The organism is Sporosarcina sp. FSL K6-1508 (assembly GCF_038007465.1).
Taxonomy (GTDB): Bacteria; Bacillota; Bacilli; order Bacillales_A; family Planococcaceae; genus Sporosarcina; species Sporosarcina psychrophila_B.
Map to the genome: position 1 here is coordinate 1430001 of NZ_JBBOXF010000001.1, position 25996 is coordinate 1455996.

General features: G+C 40.3%; 18 protein-coding genes, 1 tRNA gene, 2 rRNA genes and 1 pseudogene (1 of these 22 running past the window's edge). 17 read left to right on the top strand and 5 right to left on the bottom strand.

The features are described from left to right. The 7 genes from MKZ11_RS07055 to tsaD all read left to right on the top strand — a co-directional run. Positions 1 to 1660: ribosomal RNA gene (locus MKZ11_RS07055) — 23S ribosomal RNA — on the top strand (it extends 1273 nt beyond the left edge of the window). Between the two features lie 81 nt (positions 1661 to 1741). Beyond that, positions 1742 to 1857, top strand: a 5S ribosomal RNA gene (gene rrf, locus MKZ11_RS07060). Positions 1858 to 1921: 64 nt separating this feature from the next. After that, positions 1922 to 1997: transfer RNA gene (locus MKZ11_RS07065), tRNA-Asp, on the top strand. A 292-nt stretch (positions 1998 to 2289) separates the two neighbouring features. Next, positions 2290 to 2742 carry a tRNA (adenosine(37)-N6)-threonylcarbamoyltransferase complex ATPase subunit type 1 TsaE gene (tsaE, locus tag MKZ11_RS07070; protein ID WP_340793316.1) on the top strand — a complete coding sequence of 151 codons (453 nt, stop codon included), beginning with the start codon at positions 2290 to 2292 and terminating at the stop codon, positions 2740 to 2742. Continuing rightward, positions 2739 to 3449, top strand: coding sequence for a tRNA (adenosine(37)-N6)-threonylcarbamoyltransferase complex dimerization subunit type 1 TsaB (gene tsaB / locus MKZ11_RS07075; protein WP_340793319.1), 711 nt, complete (start codon positions 2739 to 2741; stop codon positions 3447 to 3449). The genes tsaE and tsaB overlap by 4 nt, the downstream gene beginning before the upstream one ends. Further along, on the top strand, positions 3436 to 3894 hold the full coding sequence (rimI, locus tag MKZ11_RS07080) for a ribosomal protein S18-alanine N-acetyltransferase (RefSeq protein ID WP_340793321.1): 459 nt from the start codon (positions 3436 to 3438) through the stop codon (positions 3892 to 3894). The genes tsaB and rimI overlap by 14 nt, the downstream gene beginning before the upstream one ends. Further along, on the top strand, positions 3891 to 4913 hold the full coding sequence (gene tsaD / locus MKZ11_RS07085; protein ID WP_340793323.1) for a tRNA (adenosine(37)-N6)-threonylcarbamoyltransferase complex transferase subunit TsaD: 1023 nt from the start codon (positions 3891 to 3893) through the stop codon (positions 4911 to 4913). The genes rimI and tsaD overlap by 4 nt, the downstream gene beginning before the upstream one ends. 381 nt (positions 4914 to 5294) lie before the next feature. On the opposite strand, the gene MKZ11_RS07090 is transcribed toward tsaD, so the two are convergent. Then, a complete protein-coding gene (locus tag MKZ11_RS07090) occupies positions 5295 to 7223 on the bottom strand; it encodes an ABC-F family ATP-binding cassette domain-containing protein (RefSeq protein ID WP_340796942.1) in 1929 nt (642 codons plus the stop codon). A gap of 123 nt (positions 7224 to 7346) precedes the next feature. Between MKZ11_RS07090 and MKZ11_RS07095 the strand changes: the two genes are divergently transcribed. The 3 genes from MKZ11_RS07095 to tatC all read left to right on the top strand — a co-directional run bounded on the left by MKZ11_RS07095 (position 7347) and on the right by tatC (position 9121). Then, complete coding sequence (locus MKZ11_RS07095) at positions 7347 to 7997, top strand: redox-sensing transcriptional repressor Rex (RefSeq protein ID WP_340793325.1); 651 nt, start codon at positions 7347 to 7349, stop codon at positions 7995 to 7997. Positions 7998 to 8117: 120 nt separating this feature from the next. Beyond that, positions 8118 to 8303 (top strand): twin-arginine translocase TatA/TatE family subunit, encoded by a 186-nt coding sequence (locus MKZ11_RS07100; protein ID WP_340793327.1) that lies wholly within the window; start codon positions 8118 to 8120, stop codon positions 8301 to 8303. Between the two features lie 17 nt (positions 8304 to 8320). After that, a complete protein-coding gene (gene tatC, locus MKZ11_RS07105; protein WP_340793329.1) occupies positions 8321 to 9121 on the top strand; it encodes a twin-arginine translocase subunit TatC in 801 nt (266 codons plus the stop codon). A 114-nt stretch (positions 9122 to 9235) separates the two neighbouring features. Here tatC and MKZ11_RS07110 read toward each other — a convergent pair whose 3' ends face one another. Beyond that, positions 9236 to 9970 carry a CPBP family intramembrane glutamic endopeptidase gene (locus tag MKZ11_RS07110; protein WP_340793332.1) on the bottom strand — a complete coding sequence of 245 codons (735 nt, stop codon included), beginning with the start codon at positions 9968 to 9970 and terminating at the stop codon, positions 9236 to 9238. Between the two features lie 183 nt (positions 9971 to 10153). On the opposite strand from MKZ11_RS07110, the gene groES reads away from it, so the two are divergent. Both groES and groL read left to right on the top strand, forming a co-directional pair. Continuing rightward, complete coding sequence (groES, locus tag MKZ11_RS07115; RefSeq protein ID WP_340793333.1) at positions 10154 to 10438, top strand: co-chaperone GroES; 285 nt, start codon at positions 10154 to 10156, stop codon at positions 10436 to 10438. Between the two features lie 56 nt (positions 10439 to 10494). After that, positions 10495 to 12126, top strand: coding sequence for a chaperonin GroEL (gene groL, locus MKZ11_RS07120; protein ID WP_340793336.1), 1632 nt, complete (start codon positions 10495 to 10497; stop codon positions 12124 to 12126). A gap of 362 nt (positions 12127 to 12488) precedes the next feature. Here groL and MKZ11_RS07125 read toward each other — a convergent pair whose 3' ends face one another. Then, positions 12489 to 13793, bottom strand: coding sequence for a hypothetical protein (locus MKZ11_RS07125; RefSeq protein ID WP_340793337.1), 1305 nt, complete (start codon positions 13791 to 13793; stop codon positions 12489 to 12491). Between the two features lie 579 nt (positions 13794 to 14372). Here MKZ11_RS07125 and MKZ11_RS25030 point away from each other — a divergent pair. The 4 genes and pseudogenes from MKZ11_RS25030 to MKZ11_RS07140 all read left to right on the top strand — a co-directional run. Continuing rightward, positions 14373 to 14456, top strand: a pseudogene (locus MKZ11_RS25030) (hypothetical protein); the annotation flags it as partial. A 534-nt stretch (positions 14457 to 14990) separates the two neighbouring features. Continuing rightward, positions 14991 to 18053, top strand: coding sequence for a hybrid sensor histidine kinase/response regulator (locus MKZ11_RS07130; RefSeq protein WP_340793339.1), 3063 nt, complete (start codon positions 14991 to 14993; stop codon positions 18051 to 18053). 769 nt (positions 18054 to 18822) lie between these two features. Continuing rightward, a complete protein-coding gene (locus MKZ11_RS07135) occupies positions 18823 to 20100 on the top strand; it encodes a stalk domain-containing protein (RefSeq protein ID WP_340793341.1) in 1278 nt (425 codons plus the stop codon). 642 nt (positions 20101 to 20742) lie between these two features. Further along, positions 20743 to 22971, top strand: coding sequence for a YcdB/YcdC domain-containing protein (locus tag MKZ11_RS07140; RefSeq protein WP_340793343.1), 2229 nt, complete (start codon positions 20743 to 20745; stop codon positions 22969 to 22971). A gap of 254 nt (positions 22972 to 23225) precedes the next feature. On the opposite strand, the gene MKZ11_RS07145 is transcribed toward MKZ11_RS07140, so the two are convergent. Next, positions 23226 to 23897 (bottom strand): exosporium glycoprotein BclB-related protein, encoded by a 672-nt coding sequence (locus MKZ11_RS07145; RefSeq protein ID WP_340793344.1) that lies wholly within the window; start codon positions 23895 to 23897, stop codon positions 23226 to 23228. A gap of 213 nt (positions 23898 to 24110) precedes the next feature. Then, positions 24111 to 24899: a hypothetical protein gene (locus MKZ11_RS07150; RefSeq protein WP_340793346.1), complete on the bottom strand. Its 789-nt coding sequence runs from the start codon at positions 24897 to 24899 to the stop codon at positions 24111 to 24113. 430 nt (positions 24900 to 25329) lie between these two features. Here MKZ11_RS07150 and MKZ11_RS07155 point away from each other — a divergent pair, with 430 nt between their 5' ends. Further along, positions 25330 to 25986 (top strand): hypothetical protein, encoded by a 657-nt coding sequence (locus tag MKZ11_RS07155; RefSeq protein ID WP_340793348.1) that lies wholly within the window; start codon positions 25330 to 25332, stop codon positions 25984 to 25986. The last annotated feature ends 10 nt before the right edge of the window (positions 25987 to 25996 follow it).

The following is a 25996-nucleotide window of genomic DNA, read 5'->3' on the forward strand; positions in this document are numbered from 1 at the left end:
CTGGTGGAGCGCTTGGAAGTGAGAATGCCGGTATGAGTAGCGAAAGAAGGGTGAGAATCCCTTCCACCGAATGCCCAAGGTTTCCTGAGGAAGGCTCGTCCGCTCAGGGTTAGTCAGGACCTAAGTTGAGGCCGAAAGGCGTAGACGATGGACAACAGGTTGATATTCCTGTACCACCTCCCCGCCGTTTGAGTAATGGGGGGACGCAGTAGGATAGGGTGAGCGCGCTGTTGGTTATGCGCGTCTAAGCAGTGAGGTGTGGAATGAGGCAAATCCCGTTCCTATAACATTGAGCTGTGATGGCAAGGGGAGTATTCCCCGGAGTCCCTGATTTCACGCTGCCAAGAAAAGCCTCTAGCGAGGCGGGAGGTGCCTGTACCGCAAACCGACACAGGTAGGCGAGGAGAGAATCCTAAGGTGATCGAGAGAACTCTCGTTAAGGAACTCGGCAAAATGACCCCGTAACTTCGGGAGAAGGGGTGCTCTGGTAGGGTGTTAAAGCCCGAGAGAGCCGCAGTGAATAGGCCCAGGCGACTGTTTAGCAAAAACACAGGTCTCTGCAAAACCGCAAGGTGAAGTATAGGGGCTGACGCCTGCCCGGTGCTGGAAGGTTAAGAGGAGAGGTCAGCGCAAGCGAAGCTTCGAATTGAAGCCCCAGTAAACGGCGGCCGTAACTATAACGGTCCTAAGGTAGCGAAATTCCTTGTCGGGTAAGTTCCGACCCGCACGAAAGGCGTAACGATCTGGGCACTGTCTCAACGAGAGACTCGGTGAAATTATAATACCTGTGAAGATGCAGGTTACCCGCGACAGGACGGAAAGACCCCGTGGAGCTTTACTGTAACCTGATATTGAATTCCGGTGCAGCCTGTACAGGATAGGTAGGAGCCTTGGATTCCGGAGCGCTAGCTTCGGATGAGGCGTTGGTGGGATACTACCCTGGCTGTATTGGACTTCTAACCCATGCCCCTTATCGGGGCAGGAGACAGTGTCAGGCGGGCAGTTTGACTGGGGCGGTCGCCTCCTAAAGAGTAACGGAGGCGCCCAAAGGTTCCCTCAGAATGGTTGGACATCATTCGCAGAGTGCAAAGGCATAAGGGAGCTTGACTGCGAGACCTACAAGTCGAGCAGGGTCGAAAGACGGGCTTAGTGATCCGGTGGTTCCGCATGGAAGGGCCATCGCTCAACGGATAAAAGCTACCCCGGGGATAACAGGCTTATCTCCCCCAAGAGTCCACATCGACGGGGAGGTTTGGCACCTCGATGTCGGCTCATCGCATCCTGGGGCTGTAGTCGGTCCCAAGGGTTGGGCTGTTCGCCCATTAAAGCGGTACGCGAGCTGGGTTCAGAACGTCGTGAGACAGTTCGGTCCCTATCCGTCGCGGGCGCAGGAAATTTGAGAGGAGCTGTCCTTAGTACGAGAGGACCGGGATGGACATACCTCTGGTGTACCAGTTGTCTTGCCAAAGGCATCGCTGGGTAGCTATGTATGGACGGGATAAATGCTGAAAGCATCTAAGCATGAAGCCCCCCTCGAGATGAGATTTCCCATTACGCAAGTAAGTAAGATCCCTCAAAGAAGATGAGGTTGATAGGTCTGGGGTGGAAGCACGGCGACGTGTGGAGCTGACGGATACTAATCGATCGAGGACTTAACCAATTTTGAAAAGGGCTTGATTACCCTGATTCGTGTAGCACAATGTCTGTTTTATTCAGTTTTGAGCGAACAAGCTCAATAGAGTCTGGTGACGATTGCGAAGAGGTCACACCCGTTCCCATCCCGAACACGGAAGTTAAGCTCTTCAGCGCCGATGGTAGTTGGGGGTTTCCCCCTGCAAGAGTAGGACGTCGCCGGTCTCTCACATTTAATTCGACATGAATGTGTTAAAAAGTTACAACGTCGAAAAGTGTTACATAGTTAGGTCCCGTGGTGTAGCGGTTAACATGCCTGCCTGTCACGCAGGAGATCGCCGGTTCGATCCCGGTCGGGACCGCCATTTAATTTTAAATTCAGAACCGATTCTAGGGATTAATTCCGGAGTCGGTTTTTTTGTATCTAAAATTTTATAAATACAACTTTTTTAAAAAAAGAAGACAATGTTTCTTGTAGTTAACAAGGTTTTATGGAAAGTAGCCAACACTTTATCGGAAGTAAGCAACGTTCCCGAGAAACAAAACCACATTTCACGTACAAAAACTCTCCTGCGAAACACAAATAAAAGCGTCAATACTTTCCGGGATAACGTATTTTCGGTACACTATAGCAAAGAAGCAGAAAGGAAATAATCTATGAATAGGGAAATCGAAGTTCATTCCGTTGAGGAAACGGAACAGATTGCAACAAAACTCGCGACTCTTCTTACTCCTCCGGATGTCCTCACGCTTGAAGGTGATTTAGGCGCCGGGAAAACGACATTTACAAAAGCGCTCGCAAGAGGCCTAGGGATTACGCGCACGGTCAACAGTCCAACATTTACAATCCTCAAACAGTATGAAGGAAAGTATCCATTCAATCATCTCGATGTCTATCGTTTAGCGGGCAGTGATGAGGATCTTGGATGGGACGAACTGTTTTATGGGGATGCGATATCTGTTATTGAATGGGCGCATCTTATTAATGATGATTTGCCTGCGGAACGTCTAGAAATTCAGCTTATTCATGGTGGCGGAGATAAACGGACGATTACATTCATAGCAAAAGGTGAAAGATATGAAAAGATTTGTGAGGGGATTTTCTTATGATTTGGCTAGGGATAGATACAGCTAACACTCCGATTTCAGTTGCAATTGTCAAGGATGGAGAACTAGTGGCAGAAGAAACTTCAGCAATGGCTATTAACCATTCATTGCGTGCGATGCCAGCGATCGAGGAGCTATTGACAAAAGCAGGTTTAGTACCATCTGACATTGGGGCAATTGCAGTTTCTGAAGGTCCTGGTTCTTATACAGGGGCACGTATTGGAGTGACCATTGCTAAGACACTTGCTTGGACACTTGATAAACCTTTAGTTGGTGTATCCACTTTAAAAGCATTGGCAGCAAACGCGCTGTTTTTTAACGGATTGGTTTGCTCTATTGTCGATGCAAGAAGAGGGAATGTCTACGCTGGCGCTTATCGATATGAAGATGGAGAGTTAATTGGAGTAATTGAAGATGGTCACTTCTCCCTGGAAGAACTGCTTCTATTACTTGAACAGCAAAGTAGCCCCATTCTATTCGTTGGAAAGGATACGGTTATGCATGAACAGAAGATTATTGAACAGCTGGGCAAACAAGCTGTTATGGCGCCCCTACAATTTAATCTTCCCCGTGCATCTTCATTAATCTACATCGCAGCCCAATCAGAACCAGAATCGGATATACATACATTCGTTCCGGAGTATCGGCGTATGGCAGAAGCCGAAGTAAACTGGCTGAAAGAGCAGGAGAGAGACAATGGGCGTGAATAAAGATATTTATTATAGAGAGATGGTAATAGGGGATATTCCATCTGTTGTTGAGATTGAAAAAGAATCATTTGCTACTCCTTGGACAGCGGAAATTTTTGAGCATGAAATGACTGGAAATGACTATGCGCATTATGTCGTAGCAATTGTTGAAGAAGAAGTCATTGGTCATTGCGGTATGTGGATTGTACTGGACGAATGCCATATTACGAACGTTGCGGTGCGCAAGCATATGAGAGGCAATGGGATCGGTGAAGCGTTGATGAAGGAAGCAATTACGCTTTGCAGGGAGAAAGAAGTCCGTTTAATGACACTGGAAGTGCGGATGTCCAATATTACGGCTCAAAACCTTTACCGTAAGCTTGGGTTCCAGGACGGCGGAATTAGGAAAAACTATTATACGGACGACCATGAAGATGGGCTCGTCATGTGGGTGGAGTTCAAATGACAAAAGATATCTATATCTTAGGAATTGAAACAAGTTGCGATGAAACAGCTGCTTCCGTTGTTAGAAATGGAACGGAGATTATTTCCAACGTTGTAGCTTCTCAAATTACAAGTCAGAAACGGTTCGGGGGTGTTGTACCTGAGATCGCATCGAGACATCATGTTGAACAAATTACTCTGGTGATTGAAGAAGCACTGGCAAATGCGGAACTGAAGCCTTCACAGCTTAATGCAGTTGCTGTTACGGAAGGTCCTGGACTTGTCGGAGCACTGCTAATCGGTGTCAATGCGGCAAAAGCGTTTGCTTTTGCCAATGGCTTGCCGATTATCGGTGTTCACCATATTGCAGGCCATATTTACGCGAATGAGCTAATGCAGCCAATGCAGTTTCCACTCCTTGCGCTTATCGTCTCAGGCGGCCATACAGAGCTCGTAATAATGGAATCGCATGGTTCGTTCAAAGTGATCGGAGAGACACGTGATGATGCTGCTGGTGAAGCCTATGATAAGGTAGCACGCGTACTAGGTCTTCCCTATCCAGGAGGTCCGCAAATTGATAAGCTTGCGGCAGAAAGTGATGACCAAATCGAATTCCCAAGAGCTTGGCTTGAGCCAGGTACTTATGATTTTAGTTTTAGTGGCCTAAAGTCTTCTGTAATTAACTACAAACATAATCTTGCACAACGTGGTGAGGAAGTTAACCCATCTCATGTTGCCGCAGGTTTCCAAGCAAGTGTCGTAGAAGTACTGACGGCGAAAGCATTGAGAGCAGCTAAAGAGTTTGAAGTGAAACAAGTGATTGCAGCCGGCGGAGTTGCAGCGAATAAAGGACTGCGCTCTTCTCTTGAAGAAACGTTTCGGATAGAAGAAATTCCTTTTTTTGTTCCGCCAATCGCGCTTTGTACAGATAATGCAGCAATGATTGCGGCAGCTGGATCAGCAATGTTCATTGATGGAATACGCGGCAATCTTGCAATGAACGGCAAGCCCGGTATGCCTCTTGTGTCATGGAAGAATTAAATGGTTAATCACGCGGAAGTCGTCATATTTTGACAATTTCCGCGTTTTTTTATCCGGAATTTTTTCTAGATGTCAATAGGGAACGTTCGTACTTATGCACAATTGTTGATAAGGTGTGCATAACAATTGTATATGTACATTTAATAACGGTGATTAAAGGATAACTATGTGTATAAAAAATGATGTATTTGTTGATGGTGTGGATAATAGTTGTTTATTGGCGTTATATATACACTTCTCATGTGTATAAGATTGTGGAATAATTAATCGGCAACTCTTATTGTATTCTGTTCTTCGATAAGTTGCGACAGCAAGAAATGACAAAGCGTCACAATGAACCGAAAAATATCGATTCAATGTGACGCATTGCTCCGTCTTTTCTTATAATAATTCTAGTTCTTCTTGAAGTGTTAGCCAGTTCTCTGATTTGTTGTCATGCTCCAATTGAAGGGCATCGATCCGTGCCTGCAGTTCCATCAATTTCACGTGATCATCTGCGTATTCAGGGGTAGCAAGTTCTTCGTGAAGTGCTGCAAGTTCATCGTCTACAACGGAAAGTTGAGACTCAATTTCATCGATGGCTCTTGTCAGTCTCCGTTCCTGCCTTTTTAATTCTTTGTCATCATCATTCTTTCTTACAATAACAGGAGCTGCGGTTGCTTTAGTAGCATTTGCTTCAGCAAGTAGTTCCGCTTGTTCTAGCTTTTTTTCTATAAAGTAATCGTAATCCCCGAGATATTCGGTTGCGCCAGTTGCGCTAATGTCAATTACTTTTGTTGCAATGCGGTTGATGAAGTACCGGTCATGCGATACGAAGATAAGTGTACCGGGGAAGTCATCCAATGCATTTTCAAGAATTTCCTTACTATCCAAGTCAAGATGGTTTGTCGGTTCATCGAGAATAAGCGTGTTTGATTTTTGGAGCATTAGTTTAGCGAGTGATAGCCGGGCTTTTTCTCCACCTGATAGAGACATGACAGACTTCTCAACATCTTCACCGGTGAATAAAAAGCGTCCAAGTACAGAGCGTACATCTTTTTCGTTCATCATTGGCCAGTCATCCCATAATTCTTGGAGAACGGAACCAGTGCCGATTAATGTAGCCTGTTCTTGGTCATAATAGCCGAATTGAACGTTTGTCCCATAACGGATATTTCCGGATATCGGTTTCTGGTCTTTAATGATTGTCTTCAATATTGTTGATTTCCCAACACCGTTTGGTCCAATAAGGGCAATGCGGTCTTGTTTGTAGACACGCATACCGATACCGGTTGAAACAGGAATCCCGTCGTATCCGACTGCTATATCTTCTAGTGCTAACACATCATTACCGCTTGGGCGATCGATTGAAAAGGTGAAGTTTGCGGATTTTTCATCTCCATCTGGAGAATCCATCCAATCGGTCTTTTCTAATGTTTTACGGCGACTTTTCGCCATTTTAGATGTTGATGCCCTTGCGATATTCCGCTGAACAAAATCTTCAAGCTTAGCTTTCTCTCCCATTTCCTTCACAAATAGCTTTTGATCACGCTCATAGTTCTTCGCCTTTTCGTCAAGATAAGCACTATAGTTACCTGTATACTTCACAACTTTTTTTCTCGATACTTCGTAGACAATGGTGACGATTTCATCCAGGAAATAACGGTCATGAGAAACAATCAAGATGGCACCTTCGTAAGACACTAGGTATTTCTCCAGCCAGCCGAGTGTTTCAATATCAAGATGGTTTGTCGGCTCGTCAAGGATAAGAAGATCAGGTTTGCTAAGCAACATTTTAGCAAGTGCCAATCGCGTCTTCTGTCCACCAGAAAGAAGAGTGACATTTTTGTTGTAGTCCTCCGGATAAAAACGCATTCCATGTAGGACAGAACGCGTATCCGATTCGTATTGGTAGCCGCCGGAGTCTTTGAATTCAATTTGCAGTGCATCGTATTCTTTCATCACGCGATCATAGTCGGCCGGGGTGTCATAGACAGATGGGTCCGCCATCTGCCCTTCAAGCGACCTAAGCCGTCTTTCAATACTATGGAGCGGTTCAAATACGGTCATCATTTCTTCCCAAACCGTCAATTCAGAATCGATGCCTGAATGCTGTTCCAGATAACCGATTCGTATATCTTTAGGGACAATTAAATCCCCCGAATCAGCACTCATTTCTCCCGCGATTATTTTGAGTAATGTCGATTTTCCAGCACCGTTCCGTCCGACGAGTGCGACACGATCACGATGCTGGACTTCAAGCTTTACGTTCTCTAATATATCTGTTCCTGAAAATGATTTTGTTAGTCCGTTCACTTGTAATACAATCAAAGTAAGCACCTCTATTCCTCTTCAGTTTAAATCAATGGCGCCAAGCGTGCAACGGTCGGCTTTACAACATTCATTATCTACTGTACGATAGAATCGCCTTTAAGTACGTGCAGGAGGGTTAACATGATAGGAGAAACACAGAAAATACCACAGGCAACTTCAAAGCGTTTGCCACTTTACTATAGATTTTTGCAAAACTTTGCGAACTCAGGAAAAAAACGTGTTTCATCCAGTGAGTTAAGTGAAGCAATGAAAATCGATGCAGCCACAATACGCCGTGACTTTTCACATTTTGGGGCACTTGGCCGCAAAGGTTATGGTTATGATGTACACTATCTCGTTGATTTTTTCCGTCAGACGCTTGATCAGGATGAAGTAACGGATGTTGCCCTTATCGGGGTTGGCAGTTTAGGAAATGCTTTTTTGAAATATAATTTTCATAAGAACCATAATACGCGTATCGTCGTTGCATTCGATCCGAAAGCTCCAAGTGATGGAGAGGAAATGAGCGGAATCCCTGTCTTTCATCCCGACATGATTAAAGAAAAGATAAAGGAATTAGGTATCGATCTTGTTATCCTCTCAGTCCCTTCCCGTGTAGCCCAAGAAGTGACAGACCAGCTTGTTGAAATCGGTATAAAAGGAATTCTTAACTTCACTCCCATCCGGCTTGCAGTGCCGGAATCAGTTCGGGTGCATACAATCGATTTATCTGTTGAGTTACAAACGCTTATCTACTTTATAAAAAATGACGTAAAAGATTCACATATGTAATGGTTCATAAATAGTAATGCCGACAGGTTTCGTGTAAAATAGACACAGGAAGAATTGAAATACGTTCTTCCCCAAAGAAGGATTGAGTTCAATTCCTATCTTATGAAGGAGGTGTCCGGAATGCCAGGTCCAGGAAGTCTGATTATCATTGCTGTTATTGCATTGCTCGTATTCGGTCCTAAGAAACTGCCTGAAATCGGGAAAGCCTTCGGTTCTTCATTGCGTGAGTTTAAACACGCGACGAAAGGTCTCGCTGAAGATGACGACGTAAAGAAAGTGGAAGACAAGAAAGAAGAACTGAAGTAAGTTAGGATGTCTGTCCGATGAATGATAAAAATTTAACAGTCATTGAACATATAGATGAAATTAGAAAACGGCTGATGGTCATTGTCGTTTTCTTTGCAGTTGGAATAGTTGGCGCTTTTTTTGTGGCGAAGCCGCTTATCCAATTTCTGCAGAATGATGGAGAAGCGAATAATATCGCATTAAATGCTTTTAACGTACTCGATCCAATCATGATTTACGTAAAAGTGATCATCTTTATAGCCATCATCGTTATTTCTCCGGTGCTGATGTACCAATTATGGTCGTTTGTATCACCTGGATTACATGAAACTGAACGACGTGCGACATTAAATTATATTCCGTTCACCTTTTTACTGTTTGTGGGGGGAATTGCGTTTTCGTATTTTGTCTTGCTTCCATATGTGATGCAGTTCATGATGAACTTATCCACAGAGCTCGATATAACCCAGACAATCGGGATAAATGAGTATTTCACATTCCTTTTCCAACTGCTTATACCATTTGGGATTGTCTTCCAATTGCCGGTTGTCTTGCTATTTTTAACACGACTCGGCATATTGAACCCCAAGACGCTTGTGAAAATACGGAAGTATGCTTATTTTGTCCTCTTCGTGATTGCGGCGTTCATTACACCACCTGACTTATTGTCACATATGTTCGTCACAGTTCCGTTGTTTGCACTCTATGAAATAAGTATCTTCATATCCCGTTTTGGGCATAGAAAATACTTGAAGGCAGAACAGCAACGGCAATTTGAAGAAGCGAAAGCTGAACAACAACGTCAGATTGATGAAGTTAATGATCAACAGCAGCTATAATGAAAAAGTCTTCCAAAACCCGAAATCGGGCTTTGGAAGACTTTTTTTAATAGAAATAGCATAAGTTTTCGAGTCGATGTCTAGACTTCAGGCGCAAACCGCTTTACGCTTTTCCTATTGCAGGAAGGCAATGATAGCTTGTTTCATATCTTGCATTTGCTGTAACTTGTCGAGATTCAGGTTGAGGATAACTACAAATCCATTCATTAGTAAATGAGCGATTATTGGTGTCAGTATTCGTTTTGTCCGGTAGTACAAGTAGGCGAAAACAAAAGCTGGCATCATATATGTCAGAAGGTGTTCGAATTCGTTATGTACAGCAGCAAAAACGAGGGCGCTGACAATGGTTGCAATCCAGAAGTTTGTCTTTTGATAAATTCCTCCAAAGATAACCCTTCTGAAGATGATTTCTTCCAAAATCGGTGCAAACAGTACTATGCAAATGATGATAATCGGCGAGACTTTCGCGATATCGGAAAGGATTGCAGTGTTGTCGGATCCCGGTTCTATTCCGATTGCAATTTCGATTGCGCCGGCAAGCATCTGCCCTCCTAGGGCCAGGAAGAAGCCAATGAATCCCCAAAGGACTGAATTGCCGATGGAAGATTTTTTACCCTTGAACACTTGGAAGAAGTTTTTCTTAGGCAAGATGATTAGCAAGAAAAGAATTACCGCAATTACGTTAACCAGGAAGAGCGACCAAGAACTTGCGTGGTACTTAATTTCTTGAATAGTGTATTGCTCATTCCAAGGGAAGTAATTGAACAAGCCCTTTGCCACATAGACACTGCTCAACTGCATTAAAATGTAAGTAACTAAGAGATAAATATAGATTTTCCAATTTTTCATCTAGCGCCACCCTTTCAAATGGGGATGAAGTCAATTTTATCTGTTTCAAGGGAGATAAGCAAAGAAATATGCAGAGTATTTCACTTGCAATAAATGCAAATGTTCATTATGATTAGAAATGTATTAGCACTCCAGTCTAATGAGTGCTAAATGGGAGATATTACTTTGAGGAGGTTGTTTCAATTGTTGAAACCATTAGGTGACCGTATTGTTATCGAGCTAATCGAGGCAGAAGAAAAAACGTCAAGCGGTATTGTTATACCGGACTCTGCAAAAGAGAAACCGCAAGAAGGTAAAGTTTTTGCAACAGGTACTGGACGCGTTCTTGAAAACGGCCAACGTGTCGACTTAGAAGTTAAAGAAGGAGATCGAATCCTTTTCTCAAAATATGCAGGTACTGAAATCAAACATGAAAATAACGAATATCTGATCTTGCGTGAAAGCGATATTTTAGCGATTATCGGTTAATAAACTGATGCTCGGATTGTTTAAAAATACACGAAAAATCAGGAGGGTACTTATAAATGGCTAAACAAATTAAATTCAACGAAGACGCACGAAGCGCAATGCTGCGTGGGGTAGATACATTAGCGGACGCTGTAAAAGTAACGCTTGGGCCTAAAGGACGTAACGTTGTTCTTGAGAAAAAATTTGGTTCACCGCTTATTACAAATGACGGTGTAACAATCGCACGTGAAATTGAACTTGAAGATGCATTCGAAAACATGGGTGCAAAACTTGTTGCTGAAGTTGCCTCTAAAACGAATGAAATCGCTGGTGACGGTACAACAACTGCAACGGTTCTAGCACAAGCTATGATCCGTGAAGGACTGAAAAACGTTACTGCTGGTGCTAACCCTGTCGGAATCCGTAAAGGAATCGAAAAAGCGGTTGCAACTGCAGTTGAAGGTCTTAAAGAAATTTCGAATGAAATCGAAGGAAAAGAAGAAATTGCACAAGTTGCATCCATCTCTTCCGGAGACGAAGAAGTAGGACAACTCATTGCAGAAGCAATGGAGCGTGTTGGCAACGACGGCGTCATTACAATCGAAGAGTCTAAAGGATTTACAACTGAACTGGACGTTGTTGAAGGAATGCAATTCGACCGCGGCTATGCATCTGCTTACATGGCAACAGATACAGACAAAATGGAAGCAGTTTTGGACAATCCTTATATCTTGATTACAGATAAAAAGATTACGAATATCCAAGAAATCCTTCCTGTTCTTGAGCAAGTTGTTCAACAAGGTAAACCACTTCTTATGATTGCAGAAGACGTTGAAGGCGAAGCACTAGCAACACTCGTTGTGAACAAGCTGCGCGGCACATTCAATGCTGTTGCTGTTAAGGCACCAGGATTCGGCGATCGTCGTAAATCAATGCTTGAAGATATTGCGACATTGACAGGCGGAGAAGTTATTACAGAAGACCTTGGTCTTGACCTTAAATCAGCTGACCTTTCTCAACTTGGTCATGCAGTGAAAGTTGTCGTTACTAAAGACAACACAACAATCGTTGAAGGCAGCGGCAACTCGGATCTTATCGCAGCACGCGTTAACCAAATCCGTGTTCAACTTGAAGAATCGACTTCTGAATTCGATAAAGAGAAATTGCAAGAACGTCTTGCTAAACTTGCAGGCGGCGTAGCGGTTATCAAAGTTGGAGCAGCTACTGAAACTGAACTGAAAGAACGTAAACTTCGCATTGAAGACGCATTGAACTCCACGCGTGCAGCTGTTGAAGAAGGTATCGTCTCAGGTGGTGGTACTGCGCTTGTAAACGTCTACAGTAAAGTAGCGACATTACTAGAGTCTACTGAAGGCGATGTTGCAACAGGCATTAAAATCGTACTTCGTGCACTTGAAGAGCCAGTACGCCAAATCGCTAACAATGCAGGTCTTGAAGGATCTATCGTCGTTGACCGCTTGAAACGCGAAGAAGTCGGAGTCGGTTTCAACGCAGCAGATGGCGCATGGGTAAACATGATGGAAGCTGGAATCGTTGATCCGACTAAGGTTACTCGTTATGCACTCCAAAACGCAGCATCTGTTGCAGCGATGTTCTTGACTACTGAAGCTGTTGTTGCAGATCTACCATCGGAAAACCCAATGGGCGGCGGAATGCCTGACATGGGTGGTATGGGCGGCATGATGTAATCAACTTCACAGGTTATTTTGTGAAGCTATCGCGTTCATAATTAATTCAAATAGAAATAACCACTTCTCAGAAATTTGGAGAGGTGGTTATTTTTTATGCTATTATAATTAGTTTATCTAGATTGAACTATAGAATTCCATTGAAACCGCTACAGCGCTACTAGTCGTATGGGTGTTAATGAGAAATTTATAAATAACCTATACTACATAAAGCCCTTGAAAACTCTATTAGGAGTTTTCAAAGGCACAAAGTTTTGTCAACATTAAATTTTTAATGTGATCAACCGTAAATCATACAGTTCAGGCGGGGAATGATAACACTTCCCGCAAAATAAATTATTTATATAATTTTAATTGTCATTTTACTTCTTTAGTGAACTAAATAAAGAATTGTAAGCTGTAACAACTTGTTGATAATAACCGACTAAGTTGTCCCAAACCGTTGGTTGAACAGTTTCTTTAGCAGGTTCTTCTGCAGCAATGTCACCCTCAAAAGGTGTTTCTGCTACATCTTCAGCAGATTCTTCTGCAGCAATGTCACCCTCAACAGGTGTTTCTGCTACATCTTCAGCGGGTTGTTCCACAGTATCGTCACCCTCAACAGGTGTTTCTGCTACATCTTCAACGGGTTGTTCCACAGTATTGTCACCCTCAACAGGTGTTTCTGCTACATCTTCAGCAGATTCTTCCACAGTGTCGCCAACAACAGGTACTTCTGCTAGATCCTCAGCAGTTTCTTCTGCTACATTGCCATCTTCGTCTGGTAAGATCATACCAAGATGTTCTTGGATAAGGAAATCATAGTAATCAATTAAACTTCCATAATTTTGTATGATAGATCTATATTCATTTACTTGCTCTTCTGTTATAATATTGCTATCAGTAGATTGGTCAGGTGACTTAGTATCTTCATTGATATTATCGTCAGCTGGCTTTTCTGTTTCGTCAGTTTCATTTGCTGATTCATCTTCAACAGCAGGTTCCTCTTCAACCACAGGCGCGTCCGTTGCATCCTCTTCAACTACAGGTACATCTGTAGTTTCGTCTTCAATCACAGGTACTTCCGTTGCTTCCTCATTAATTACAGGTGTACCAGTTGTTCCGTCTTCAATCACAGGTACATCTGTAGCTTCGTCTTCAATCACAGGTACATCCGTTGTTTCGTCTTCAACTACAGGTACATCTGTAGCTTCGTCTTCAATCACAGGTGCATCCGTTGCTTCCTCTTCAACTACAGGTACATCTGTAGTTTCGTCTTCAATCACAGGTGCATCCGTTGCTTCCTCTTCAACTACAGGTACATCTGTAGTTTCGTCTTCAACTACAGGCACATCTGTAGCTTCGTCTTCAATCACAGGTGCATCCGTTGCTTCCTCTTCGTCGACAGGTACATTCGTAGCTTCATCTTCATCTGGTGCCATTTCCTGCAAATTTTTATTTGCAATTGACCGCATTATTTTTCCTTTTTCAGGAGAACCGGGAATACTGGTTGCAAAAGATGAAACCTCTGCGCCGTGATTTTTAAACCCTGTATCTTCGCCCTTTTCAGCTGCTAATGCTGAGCCACCTGCTCCGAAAATAGCAGCTGTTAGCATTGAGGTTGACATTACAAACGGCAAAATTTTCTTATTCGTGCTCTTTTCTTTTTGATTAGTTTCTTTAACCAAGAATCATCAAACTCCCTTTTTTGAATTTTTTAATCCCGACTACTAATTCGAAATTGAAATGACACGCATTCTATTAAGACGTTATGTACATCTACCTCCTTCTCAATCAATGGTCTAAAACAGGGTCAGTTTTTTAAAGTATTCGTTATGAAGCTTTTCGCTCGAATAAATTAGCAGTGCCCCTTCTGCTTATTAACTACAATAACAAAAGAAAATAACAAGAGTATAACGGCCAAGTAACAAGTTTTCGTGGAAATATTAACCTTTGTCACAATTTAAAAACGCTCCAAGAGTCCTGACTCATAATTAACCAAAGACTAAAAAGGAGGTCTATTCTAATAGATCTGCCTCGTTAATACAGTTTATCCCTTTTGCAAAAAGAACCAAGAAAGTGCTGTCCAAACGTATCGTATTACTTTTTTGACATCTATATTGACTGGTCTAAAGGGTCTAACGTTATTCAATTTTAATATTACATTCAGAAATATCGAGAAATGGTCTGCTTATAAAAATCTATGAATGAACGGCTCTAAGACAAGTTAAACTATACAAAACACAGCGTAACTTGTGGAAATAAAGCTGACGACTGAAGCAGTTGTTGCAGATTCACCTGACGCGAACCCGATTGGCGAGGGAATGCCTGATATGGGCGGCATGATATAAGCTTAACTACATAAATAGTGTTATAACAGGGGTTTACAATGATACAGACTCCGCTTTTTTCGAGAAAAGGTAACATTATATTTTCAAAACTATGTATCAAATCCTCTAATACTAAGTTAAGTTTCATAGGCTAACGTGATTAGTTGTTCGATTTAATTCAAAAATACCTTCTTCACTATCTATTTCACAATAAGATTTGGTAGTAGTAATATGTAGTGAATACATAGTCTTTTAAATTATCCAACCTCTACTTTTATGACGCTTTTTTTATTATATCCAGATCATCATCGATAACTTCTTCTCTTTGTAAAAATTAGGGGAATTTTCTAATCTGAAAATAGGTACAGTAATTGTTGGTTATTGTAATAGTCTTTATATTGTGGAGGATCGGTTTGATTGGTATTATAGTGCTGGTACAGATTTACTAATAGCTCATAATTTAGTTTCACATATAATTCTTAGTATCAAAGGCGGGGGAGTCTAATGAGACAGACGCATAAGCGATATTTGTTAGCTTTTATAGCGATCTTAATAATGATCATAATGATAGAAAAGCCCAGGACTGCTGCGAAACAGGTCGAGGCATTAGGGACTTTTGATATAAATGACAATCTACAATCGAAAGAATTTTATACAGATTTAGATGGTGAATGGTACTTTTTTGAGAAAGCATTATTAACACCTAATGAAGTGATGGATCAGCGAAGGAATGGAATGGGAAGAGTGGTTTCACTTCCTAGCTCGTTTGAGACACAAACGGGGGAAATCAATACATACGGAACATATAGCACAACGATCAAAATTCCTAAAGAATATGTAGGGGAAACATTAGCAATTCATATTCCCTTTCAATACAGTGCCTATACACTTTATATAGATCAAACAGAAGTCTCTAAAAATGGTGTAGCGGGGCAAGATTCAGCGTCACATATTGCTGAAATGGCTCCAAGAACAGGATATTTTATTGCGCAATCGGATGAAGTGTACCTCACTATTCAAGTATCTAGCTTCGATCATATTCGAGGGGGATTTGAGAACTCCATTTATTTAGGGGAAGCGTCAGTTGTAGCTCAAAAGTTTAATACGAATATGATAAGTACCCTTTTTATGAATGGTTGTATTTTCATCATTGGTCTGTTTATGATTTTATTTGCTTGGTATCGTAGACAGGAGCCTGTGTTTTTTATATTCGGGATTTTTGCTATGCTCATATCTGTTCGTGCTTTATTTACTGTACCTTTTTACTATACGCTCATATTTTTAGATATGTCTTGGCTCTGGGGAACCAGATTAGAATATATTTTAACAGAGGCGACGTCAATGTTTTATGTCATTTTATTGTGGAAGTGGCATGAAAAGGAGTTTTCCAAGAAAATAATGTATGGGCTAGTTATTATACATTCAGCGCTTATTGTTACGACTTCATTTACACAGCCTATATTTTTTCAGGCTTTATTTTTTAATGTGTTTTATTTGGCTATTCCTACCTTTTTCTATGTAATTTATGTTATTTCCAAGAGTATTCGTAATAAGAACAGAAACGCAAAAGTAAATCTAATCGGGATGGGACTTATATTTTTGGCATTTTTTAATGATTTTGCGATAGGGCAGAATTGGTATCAAGGATCGACATTAATGTTGCCAGCGGTTGGCGTCTATGTAATGATCCATGTAATCCTGATGAGTAAAAATTTTGCTGAGTCGGTTCGGAAAACAGAGCAACAAAACAAGCAACTATTAGCTTTAAATGCATCAAATGAAGAGCTTGCCATTCAACTTCAAAAAGAGATTAAGCAAAAGGATGACTTTCTTGCAAATACATCCCATGAACTTCGGAATCCACTACATGGCATTATTAATATCACACAGTCAATTTTGTATAACAGACCTAATTATCTGGATGAAAAAACTCAAAATGACTTGGAACTTCAACTGACGATTGGGCATCATATGTCACGGACTTTGGAAGATTTACTAGACATTACCCGCTTGAAGGAACATAGGATCCAACTGAAAAGGGAGCGTCTTGACATACAAGCTATCTCTGCAGGCGTTGTTGATATGCTCAAAGTTCTAATTGAAAATAAAGATATTCAAATGGAAGTACGAATCCAAAGCGACTTTCCTAGTGTAGCAGCGGATAAAAATCGGCTGATTCAAATTTTGTTTAATCTTCTTCACAATTCGGTGAAATATACCGATGAAGGCATCATTACTATCGATGCTGACATACACGAGGAAAAAGCCCATATTCATATCACCGATACGGGTGTAGGGATGAATGAAAAAACGCTACGTACAATTTTTGAACCATATGAACAAGGTGATTCCAGTATTACAGCAATTGGGGGTGGTCTCGGTTTAGGTCTAAGTATCTGCCAACAGTTAGTGGAAATGCATGGTGGAATCATAAAAGCGAGTTCCATCTTGGGCGAAGGTTCGATATTTACATTTACTTTACCACTAGCAGAAGGCTCTTTTGAAGAGCAAATAGCCACAACAATAACCCCATCTCTGGATATGAGTGAATTTCCTATTAAAGAAACACCGATTGCTATGCATCATGCAATGATTGAAGCATTTACTAAAAATACGCCACCCTCATACAGACCGAGAGTTTTGGCTATTGACGACGATCCAGTGAATTTGAAAGTGTTGACCAACATTCTTACTGAAGACCAATATGAGGTAGAGGTTGTTACTAGTGGAAAAGAAGCATTAAAACAACTTGAATGGAAGAAGTGGGATTTAATTATTTCAGATGTTATGATGCCCACTATGTCCGGGTATGAATTAACCCGTTTCATCCGAGAAAAATTTTCAATATCTGAACTTCCTATTCTTCTTTTAACAGCGCGAAGTAACCCGGAGGATATCTATACTGGTTTTTTAGCAGGTGCAAATGATTACGTTACAAAACCAGTCGATGCAGTGGAGTTAAATGTTCGGGTATTTGCTTTAACCAATTTACAAGCATCAATTAATGAACGGTTAGGGATGGAAGCTGCATGGCTTCAAGCACAAATTCGCCCACACTTTATGTTAAATACACTGAATGCGATTGTTTCATTGAGCGAGACAGATACACCGAGAATGGCCCGTCTTCTTGAGAAGTTCGCACATTATTTACAGAGCAGTTTCTATCTGAAAAACTTAGACAAGGTTGTCTCTCTTCAAGATGAACTTGATTTACTTGACTCTTATTTATATATTGAAAAGGAGCGGTTTGGGGATCGGCTACATATAAAATGGGAAATAGACGAAGTCAAAGATGTAATGATTCCGCCTTTATCTATCCAAACTTTAGTAGAAAATGCTGTCAATCACGGAGTGTTGAAGCGAATAGCTGGAGGCTCAATAACAATACGAATCCGAAAAAAAGACGGCTATACGGAAATTGCCGTTATCGATGACGGTGTCGGAATGGACGAAGAAAAGATAAAACAAATCTTTATCATCCAACCCGATCTGAAAAAAGGCATTGGACTAGTCAATACCGAACAACGTTTGAAGCGATTGTACGGAAAAGGTCTGAGCGTTTTCAGCACCCCCAATGACGGAACAAAAATTACATTTACTGTACCAACCAAGTCATAGTTGGGTGGTGGAATGCCTAGAAAGGTGTAACATCCTTTACAAATAGCTAATTTAATGAGTATTTGTGAATAATTGGCTGCTCTAGTGGTCATTTTCTTGATAATCATTAGAGATAGTTTGTTTAAAATGAATAAGTTTATATAAAGATATGATCGGCTAAAGCTACTGGGACTGTCCCAGCAATAACTTATCATAATGACTGATGTTGAATTACTAACGATTACCCATGCGGAAGACGGTTTTGATAACATCGACTAAAACATTGTTTTATCACTGTTTGTAGCAGTACGTAGCAATCTATAAAAGCCATCTCAATTAAAATTAATTAGTTTAGGAATAACCATTTCTCAGTTAATTGGAGGGGTGGTTATTTTTTATGCTTTTAAAATTTACATATCAAGATTTTTGGAAGACAGAAAAATTTAAGAACACACTACAGAGGAATAATAGAAACTATGAGCGGACGCTAGCGCTGTTTATCGAGTGCTACGTTGAGTGAGGTATATATTAACATTGATACATTAGTCAGAGCCATGTACGTAACTACCTAATCGATTGTCAGAAGAGAGGGAATAAGTTGGGGACAATTAATACTGAAACTATGGGAATCCGAGCATCTTTCAATTCCCTAAAGGTTAATTGACTGTTCCGCCGAACTTGAATCGAGGTCTCGACTCTCAATTGGGTGGTTCCGACTTGTAACAGGGCCAAGCACCCTCTAAATGTCTTGGAAATGTGATGAATGTTACTTTCGTAACTGGCAAATAATTTGAGTGAAACATATACTGAATATTCAATGTTTATCAAGAGAGGGGACTACTATTTGCCTGGTCGAATTTTCCGCATGGTTGTTTGTTTTGCTGTAATTTTGGTGATTGGGGTTTTTTCACAACATTGGAAAGCCTCTGCAAGCTCGTCTGATTCTATTATAAAAATCTATATTGATACAAAGGAGGTAAACGTAAAAACTCCACCTCAGATTAAGAATGGTACTACGTTCGTTCCTTTACGGGCTGTATTTGAGGCTTTACAGATGGAGGTAATTTGGGAGCCGAAGAAACAATTAGCTACTATAAAAAACAGTGAGAAGACGATTGCTTTAGTTGTTGGAGAGAAAAAAGCTAAAGTAAATAATAAAACGATTACACTTCAAGTTGCAGCGGAAAGCATTGATGGGGCCTTGCAAGTGCCACTTCATTTTATTGGTGATGCTACTGGAGCCCTTGTTTACTGGGATCCCTATAACGCCGAAGTCTCTATTGTTACATTGGAATTCATGAAAGAAAATAATGTTAAGAAAGAAGAGTTGGATAAAGCGGTAAAAGAGTATTTGAATTCTAAAGCAAAGGAAGAGGCTGATAAGAAAAAAGAGGATTCTAAGCCTAAAAAACAAAATAAACCAACGGCTCCTGTAGATCTGAATAAATTGAACGGAATGTATTATGGATTTCGGGCGGATTTAGGTGGTTATGAATGTGGGGGTTTGTGTTGGGACATCTACACCTTCATGCAAAATAAAAAGGTACTGATTGGACCGCCAACGAATGGAGGTCCGGAAACGATTGATTGCAAAAAGGAAAAATGTCTTAATTACTCGATTAGCAAGGGGGAGCTAAAGCTTAGTAACGGAAAATCCATTCCAATCAAGAAGTCGGAAAATGGTTTTCTTATGATAAACGGGACTATGTTAGATAAGGTGCAGCCAGTTCCTAAAGGGACTACTTTTAATAATAATTATACCTTTATGGGATACTCTGGTTTAATCGGGATTACTCCGGCCGCCAACTCATGGACATATAAATTAACCCTTCGAGCAAATGGAACGTTCGAGCTGTCAGGCGTGAGTATAGGTAGTTTGATGGCAAATAGTAATCCTTCGACACATACCAGCCAATCCAGCAAAATAGAAAAAGGCAAGTATAAGATTCAAAACAATACGATCACGATGACAGACGGTGATGGTAAAGTTCATAAATCTTTATTCTTTATTCATGATTCCGACATAGATGATATCCAGATTGGAGTAAGAAATTATTATGTCAATTAGGGTTTCAGATTATAGAATATGATTTTTATAAAAGAAATCGATGCTTTCTTTCTCCGATACGCAAACGAAGTAGCAAAGAACCCAAACCAAATAAGGTATGGGTTCTTTATTATTTATTGCTTTAGTTATTAAGTTACTCATTTTGTAGAAGCCGTCACATTCTAATTTCAGGAAAAAGTAAGTACTATAAAGATTGTTAAATCAGCGTATATTTTAGTTTGTATTAGATTGTAGAGCCTACAACGTTATTGGTAGCGTGATGTAAGAATAATCTAAAACCTTTTATGTGTACGGGGAGAATTAGAGTAATGCTAAAAGTTAGCTTTTAAAGAAGCTTAATTTCAACCATTTGAAAAGACCTTTTCCAACACCGTTACTTCATTTGTAATCTACAAAACTATAGAAGGCTTTTATAAATGGTGAACTGTGATAACCGAAATTGGTATGTTTCCTTTATCACTATCATAACATCAATAGAATTGTCTACAATTACCAATAGGGAAGGCGGAGAGTGAATTTCAATTATTTAAGAGATAAGGCGGAATGGGTAACTACATAAAGAGTATTTTTAAAAACTCTTGTTCACAATTCGCTGAATCTAATGTACAATTTATAGACTACTAATTTAGGAGGAATATTTTGGTGAACTTTAAAAAAATTGGGGTAATAGTAAGCTCTACTGCTCTATCATTTGGGATGTACTCGTCTGCTGCCAACGCTTCAACTACAATGATTGGACAACCTGACAAAGTACAAATTCAAGTTGCTGCAACAGAAACAGTTTTTTCGAAAAATGATTTAATTAAGAAGTTTCGTGCTTTGTTTCCTAACCAGTTCGACTTTTTATCGAATAGTGATTTTAGAGTGGATAATAGTTACTTTTACCCTGAAGACGATACATTACGTTATGGCTTATCCTTTTTTAAGACAATTGATGGTAAGCAAGTAAGTGGGAGTGTTGGATTTGTTGGGGAGAATTTAGAAATTGAGAATTTTCATTATCAACCTTCGAATGAAGCAGAAGCTTTATTTCCCGCCAAGGTCTCAAAAGAGGATGCTAAGAAAATAGCCGTCGATTTTATCAAGAATACTCTTGGTGGAGAGGAATTTCAATTAGAAACGGATATCTTTAACTATTTTCCAAATCAAATATTAACTGAACCAATACAATACTCATTCTCTTTTGCCCGTACGGAAAATCAAGTATCCATTTCCGATCAAACAATTGGAGTATCTGTTCTTGGCAATGGTGAAGTTGTTAGTTTTTACAGAAGCTCTGTTAAGTTGGAAAATTCCACCTTTGATGATGTAAAACAAGTAATGGATAAAAACGAGGTTTTAAAGAAAGTAAAAGAAAATCTCTCTATAGATTTGCAATATCATATTGATACAGACTATCGAACGGGTGAACGCCGCGTTCAGCTTGTTTACCAGCCAACAACAAAGTTACGGGGGGTTAACGCACTTTCAGGTAAGTGGTTGACTGCAGACGGGTACACAGTAGAGTTCCCAGAGAAAACAAAAATAGAAAAAGTTACAGCTGATTCACTCCCGGCAAAACAGAATGGCATTACTTTAGAAGAAGCAAAGGAAATTGCTGAACAATTACTAGCCATTAAATCAGAGAAGGTTAAGTTGAATATTCAATCTATAGACGAAATAGAAAACCAAAATGGACAGGCAGTTATTAGCATTCAGTATATGTATGAATATGCGAATGGTGGACATGGAACGAATTTGGAGTTAGATAAAAATACGGGTGAGATTATTCAATACAGTGATCTAAAAAGTGACATGCTAGAACGAACTGAAGACAAACCTGAAAAAGAGAAAGCTTTGTCCCGGGAGGAAGCTCTCGCTCAAGCGGTGAAATATATTAAGGAATGGGCTCCATCTAATTTACATCACTATGCTATGCCTATAGAGGAAGCACACTTTGACGAGAGACAAGGTAATTATTACTTTTCTTTCCCGAGAATTGTAAATGGGATTACAGTGATGGGTGATCAAATTGGTGTGAGTATTGCCAGCGATGGTTCTTTAAACAGCCTTAATGTCAGCTATCAAGAGATGGAAGAATGGCCATCAATTGATGAAGTTATTTCTGAAGAAGACGCAATTGCTAACTTGAAAGAAGCACTAAGCTTAAAACTTAATTATATGAAACAAGGGAATAACAAAGATGATCATCACTATGATTTAGTCTATCTACCTGTTTTTAATGATGCAGACCTTAGTTTTTTAAATGCTAAGACGGGAGAATGGGATAGCTTGTATGGTGGTGGAAATTCAACCGTCATTTCACATCCATGGGCAGAAGAGGAACTTAATTATCTTATTAATGCCAAAATATTAGACATTAAAGATACTAAAAACTTTAATGGTGATGCCTCTGTATCAAAAGGGGAAGCAATAAAAATCATTATGAATTCACTTACTTATATTTATTCCGGCAGATATTATGGAGGAAACGAAAATACGAATCAAACTTTTGATAATATAGATTCCAAACACCCGCTCTATCAATCGGTCGAACGCGCCGTTGAACTGGGCATTATTAAACGGGACAGCCAGAGCTTTGATATGGATGCACCCGTTAAAAGAGAAGAATTGGCAGCTTGGTATATACGTGCTCTAGGTCTTGAGCAAGCGGCTAAGCAAAGCAGTATCTATAAACTTGATATTGTTGATGCAAATAAGGTACAACCGGAATACACCGGCTATGTGGCCTTGGCAACCTCAATGGGATTATTAAAGACTGACCAAAATCACTTTAACCCTGAACGAGAAGCGACGTATGCCGAGTTAGCAGTTTCAATTATTAAACTAGCACATGAAATGACTGAAAAAGGCAGGGGTCTAGGTTATTAAAGGTTAGACAACCAGTTTTTAAAATAGGAACGTAATGCGCCCAAACTCCCCCTTGATCATATGATCAGGGGGGAGTTTGTTTTGCGGTAATAAGCTTTTGCTGAATGACCATGCACTACGAATAGCAGTGAAAGCAAAAATTGCATAGATACCAAAACAAATAAAAACAAAAAGCCCCTTACATTTTAAGCAAGGGGCTTAAAAAATCGTTTAGAACACTTTTAAGTGAACTTTGTTTTATCGATAGCAAATGTTTACGAGATAGTTAAACCTGCGCTAGCAGTACCTATAACCACTCCGGCGATATCCAATCCTGATGTAGTTGACGAGAATACCATTAACAAGCGATCACCCGCTGCTACTGGCACTGGTAGGAAGTTGGACGACGTTCCATAAACTGTAGTGCCTACGGCTAGAAGACCTGTTATAGGCGGGGCTAGATCTACAGATACACCTGTAGGACTGAAAGTATTACTTCCTGCTGGTGCACGGAAGATTTGAGCTGTAATTGTTGTAGTTCCGAGAAGTGTCACTGCAGCCGTAAGAGTGAAAGATGCAGAAATAGCTGTTAACGTACCTGCTCGTGGAACCGAAAATGCTTCGTTGAACAGACCTGACAAGTCTATTGTAGCACCAAGAACGGTTGGGCTGAGAATGTTAGTACCAAATCCAACGAAAGCCGGCGTACTAACCAATCCACCTAAAATAGTAGTTAAAGTGACTGGCACAATACCGGAAGCGAACGGGATGACAGAACCAGTGTTAGCTGGCGGAATTATACAAGCGGAGTCAACAGCTGTGAATGGTCCAAGGGCTCTACAAACGTTTGAGCCGTTAGATGGTTGACAAAAACAGCTTGCTTGACTGCATCCGCCAGATCCACCACAACCACCACATCCGCGGTTACGAGAATTATTATAATACATTTTAACACCTCCTTTCTCTGCTATCCTATTCAGAAGAATAGCAGGGCGGACGGGCTATCAACTATTTGTTTTAAACGTTTTTAATTTATTCAGCATTAATGGTCGCGAACCCTCAACTAATTACTGACCGTAATTAAAAACCGCCCTGCTAATAAGTCAAAGCGGCTGTAGTGGTTGGAGTTAGACTAATTGTTGATTGCTCGGTTTTCTAGTTTAATTTTCTTTTCGAAAGAACTTGAAAAATGATATAGATTCTTTGCTTTTGGATTCTTGTTGTTTCGACCTTTTTGGAATTTCGATTAGCTCTTCTTTCTTTTCAATAGGGGCAACATAAGAAGTAGTGCCGAAGTATTCCTCTACGGTTTCTGTTGCGGTTTCTATATTTTCAGGTTCGCTAATAGTTGGCTGGAAAAACCCAGTGGTGTTTTTGTTTGGATTTGTAGGAAGTATATGTTTTTTTGAAACATTATTTAAATGAATTGTTGTTTTCATGCTTAGTTTTCTGTATTGGCCATCATATGGTTGATCAGGAATAATGCTGTTTGACGGGAAGTTTCGTTTACTGAAGCGCGGCTGCTCTTCGAGGGGCTTTTTCTGGATATCGCCTCTATCCGAAGGTGTTTGGCTAAAAGGTAATTCTTCGATACTTTTCGCTTCATTTACAAACTTTTTCAGTTGTTTGTAAGATGGGGGAAGGGTATCCGTTTGAATAGTAGAAATCGGGGTCTGGTCATTGGTTTGGGAAGACTCTTCCTTTATAAGATTTATGTCGCTCGCAACATTGTTATTATCGAAGTTTAAAACTTCTTGTAAGCCGACTTGGAGATTTGTTTCTTCTATAAGATCACTATTATCACTATCATTCTTCCTCAACTTATCCATAAGTACTGAAATATCTTGATTCAATTCCTCTACAGTTTGATGCAGAGAGTTGATCTGGATCGAAAATTTTTCAACTTGCAATTCTTGCTCCTCTAGATGTGTACTTTGCTTTTCATTCATTAGTTCAAGTTCCCCTTCTAAATCTGATATTTTCGTTTTAAAACCATTAAATTCGCCCTTCATGAAAAGATAGTCATCAATTGAATTTCCATTTTTCAATGTGGTTAAGGTATCTCTGTATGCTGCGATTTTCTTTTTTAGTTTTTCGATGTCATGAGTGGAGTATAACTTAGAATTTTCCATCTATTTTCACTCCTTTACAGTCCATTACTATTCTATTAATGATGGTTTCAATCCGTGACAAAATGCGGGATTCTTAGGGGGAAACAACGTTCTTACAAAAATACATATGCATGAAATTCTTCATTCTCTATCAATTAGAGGTGCAATTTGATGAAATTCTCGATAAGTCATTTCTTTGCCCATACACGAACTTTTTCACGTCATATGCTACGAACGAAAGATAAAAAACTTGGAGGTGTCTGCAAACATGCAAGAAAAAAAGTTGTGTGAGGGTCAAGAATTAATTTGTATAAATGTCGACAAGGTGTACGACTGGATTGTCAAAGAAAACTCATTTGATATTTTTCCAACAGGAGCAATTTCTTTTCCAGGAATATTACCCACGACAACTTTAGTAGGTGCTACTGTATCCTGTGATGTGACACCTGCTGCGATGAATCCAATCGTAATCACTAATCGTGATAATCGTCCATTCTGCATCGATGGTAAAAATGTAATGCTTCAACAGCTCAATATTCAAAAGAATTTCGATGTAACAATTCTCGTTACGCTAGCGAGCGGACTGGTGTTGACGAGCGCGATTATTCCTGTTAGCCGTTGTGAACAGGTAACCTTGTGCGCGCCTGAAGGAACAGACGTTGCAATTACTTACACGGATTTAGACTGTTTCGTGTGTTCTCCAGGAACGTTCACAATAGATACAACTGCACTAACAATCACATTCACTGGTCTAAATATTTCAGTCGCAACTTGTCAAAGTATCCAGTCAACATTCCCGGTAACTGTTGAGTTTTTAGCTGACTACTGTGAACCAAGAGATGATCTACCAACAGCTTGCCCTCCGCCAATGCGTCCACAGCAATGCTCTGTTGTTTTCCCAGACGGTGGCAATTGCTGCCACTAATATCGGGTAA

Coding starts and splice junctions, on each gene's coding strand:
- tsaB (WP_340793319.1), top strand. CDS start 2,739: ATGATTTGGCTAGGGATAGATACAGCTAACACTCCGATTTCAGTTGCA.
- tsaE (WP_340793316.1), top strand. CDS start 2,290: ATGAATAGGGAAATCGAAGTTCATTCCGTTGAGGAAACGGAACAGATT.
- MKZ11_RS07110 (WP_340793332.1), bottom strand. CDS start 9,970: ATGAAAAATTGGAAAATCTATATTTATCTCTTAGTTACTTACATTTTA.
- rimI (WP_340793321.1), top strand. CDS start 3,436: ATGGGCGTGAATAAAGATATTTATTATAGAGAGATGGTAATAGGGGAT.
- MKZ11_RS07130 (WP_340793339.1), top strand. CDS start 14,991: ATGATCATAATGATAGAAAAGCCCAGGACTGCTGCGAAACAGGTCGAG.
- MKZ11_RS07155 (WP_340793348.1), top strand. CDS start 25,330: ATGCAAGAAAAAAAGTTGTGTGAGGGTCAAGAATTAATTTGTATAAAT.
- MKZ11_RS07095 (WP_340793325.1), top strand. CDS start 7,347: ATGATAGGAGAAACACAGAAAATACCACAGGCAACTTCAAAGCGTTTG.
- MKZ11_RS07100 (WP_340793327.1), top strand. CDS start 8,118: ATGCCAGGTCCAGGAAGTCTGATTATCATTGCTGTTATTGCATTGCTC.
- groL (WP_340793336.1), top strand. CDS start 10,495: ATGGCTAAACAAATTAAATTCAACGAAGACGCACGAAGCGCAATGCTG.
- MKZ11_RS07150 (WP_340793346.1), bottom strand. CDS start 24,899: ATGAATGAAAAGCAAAGTACACATCTAGAGGAGCAAGAATTGCAAGTT.
- tatC (WP_340793329.1), top strand. CDS start 8,321: ATGAATGATAAAAATTTAACAGTCATTGAACATATAGATGAAATTAGA.
- tsaD (WP_340793323.1), top strand. CDS start 3,891: ATGACAAAAGATATCTATATCTTAGGAATTGAAACAAGTTGCGATGAA.
- MKZ11_RS07145 (WP_340793344.1), bottom strand. CDS start 23,897: ATGTATTATAATAATTCTCGTAACCGCGGATGTGGTGGTTGTGGTGGA.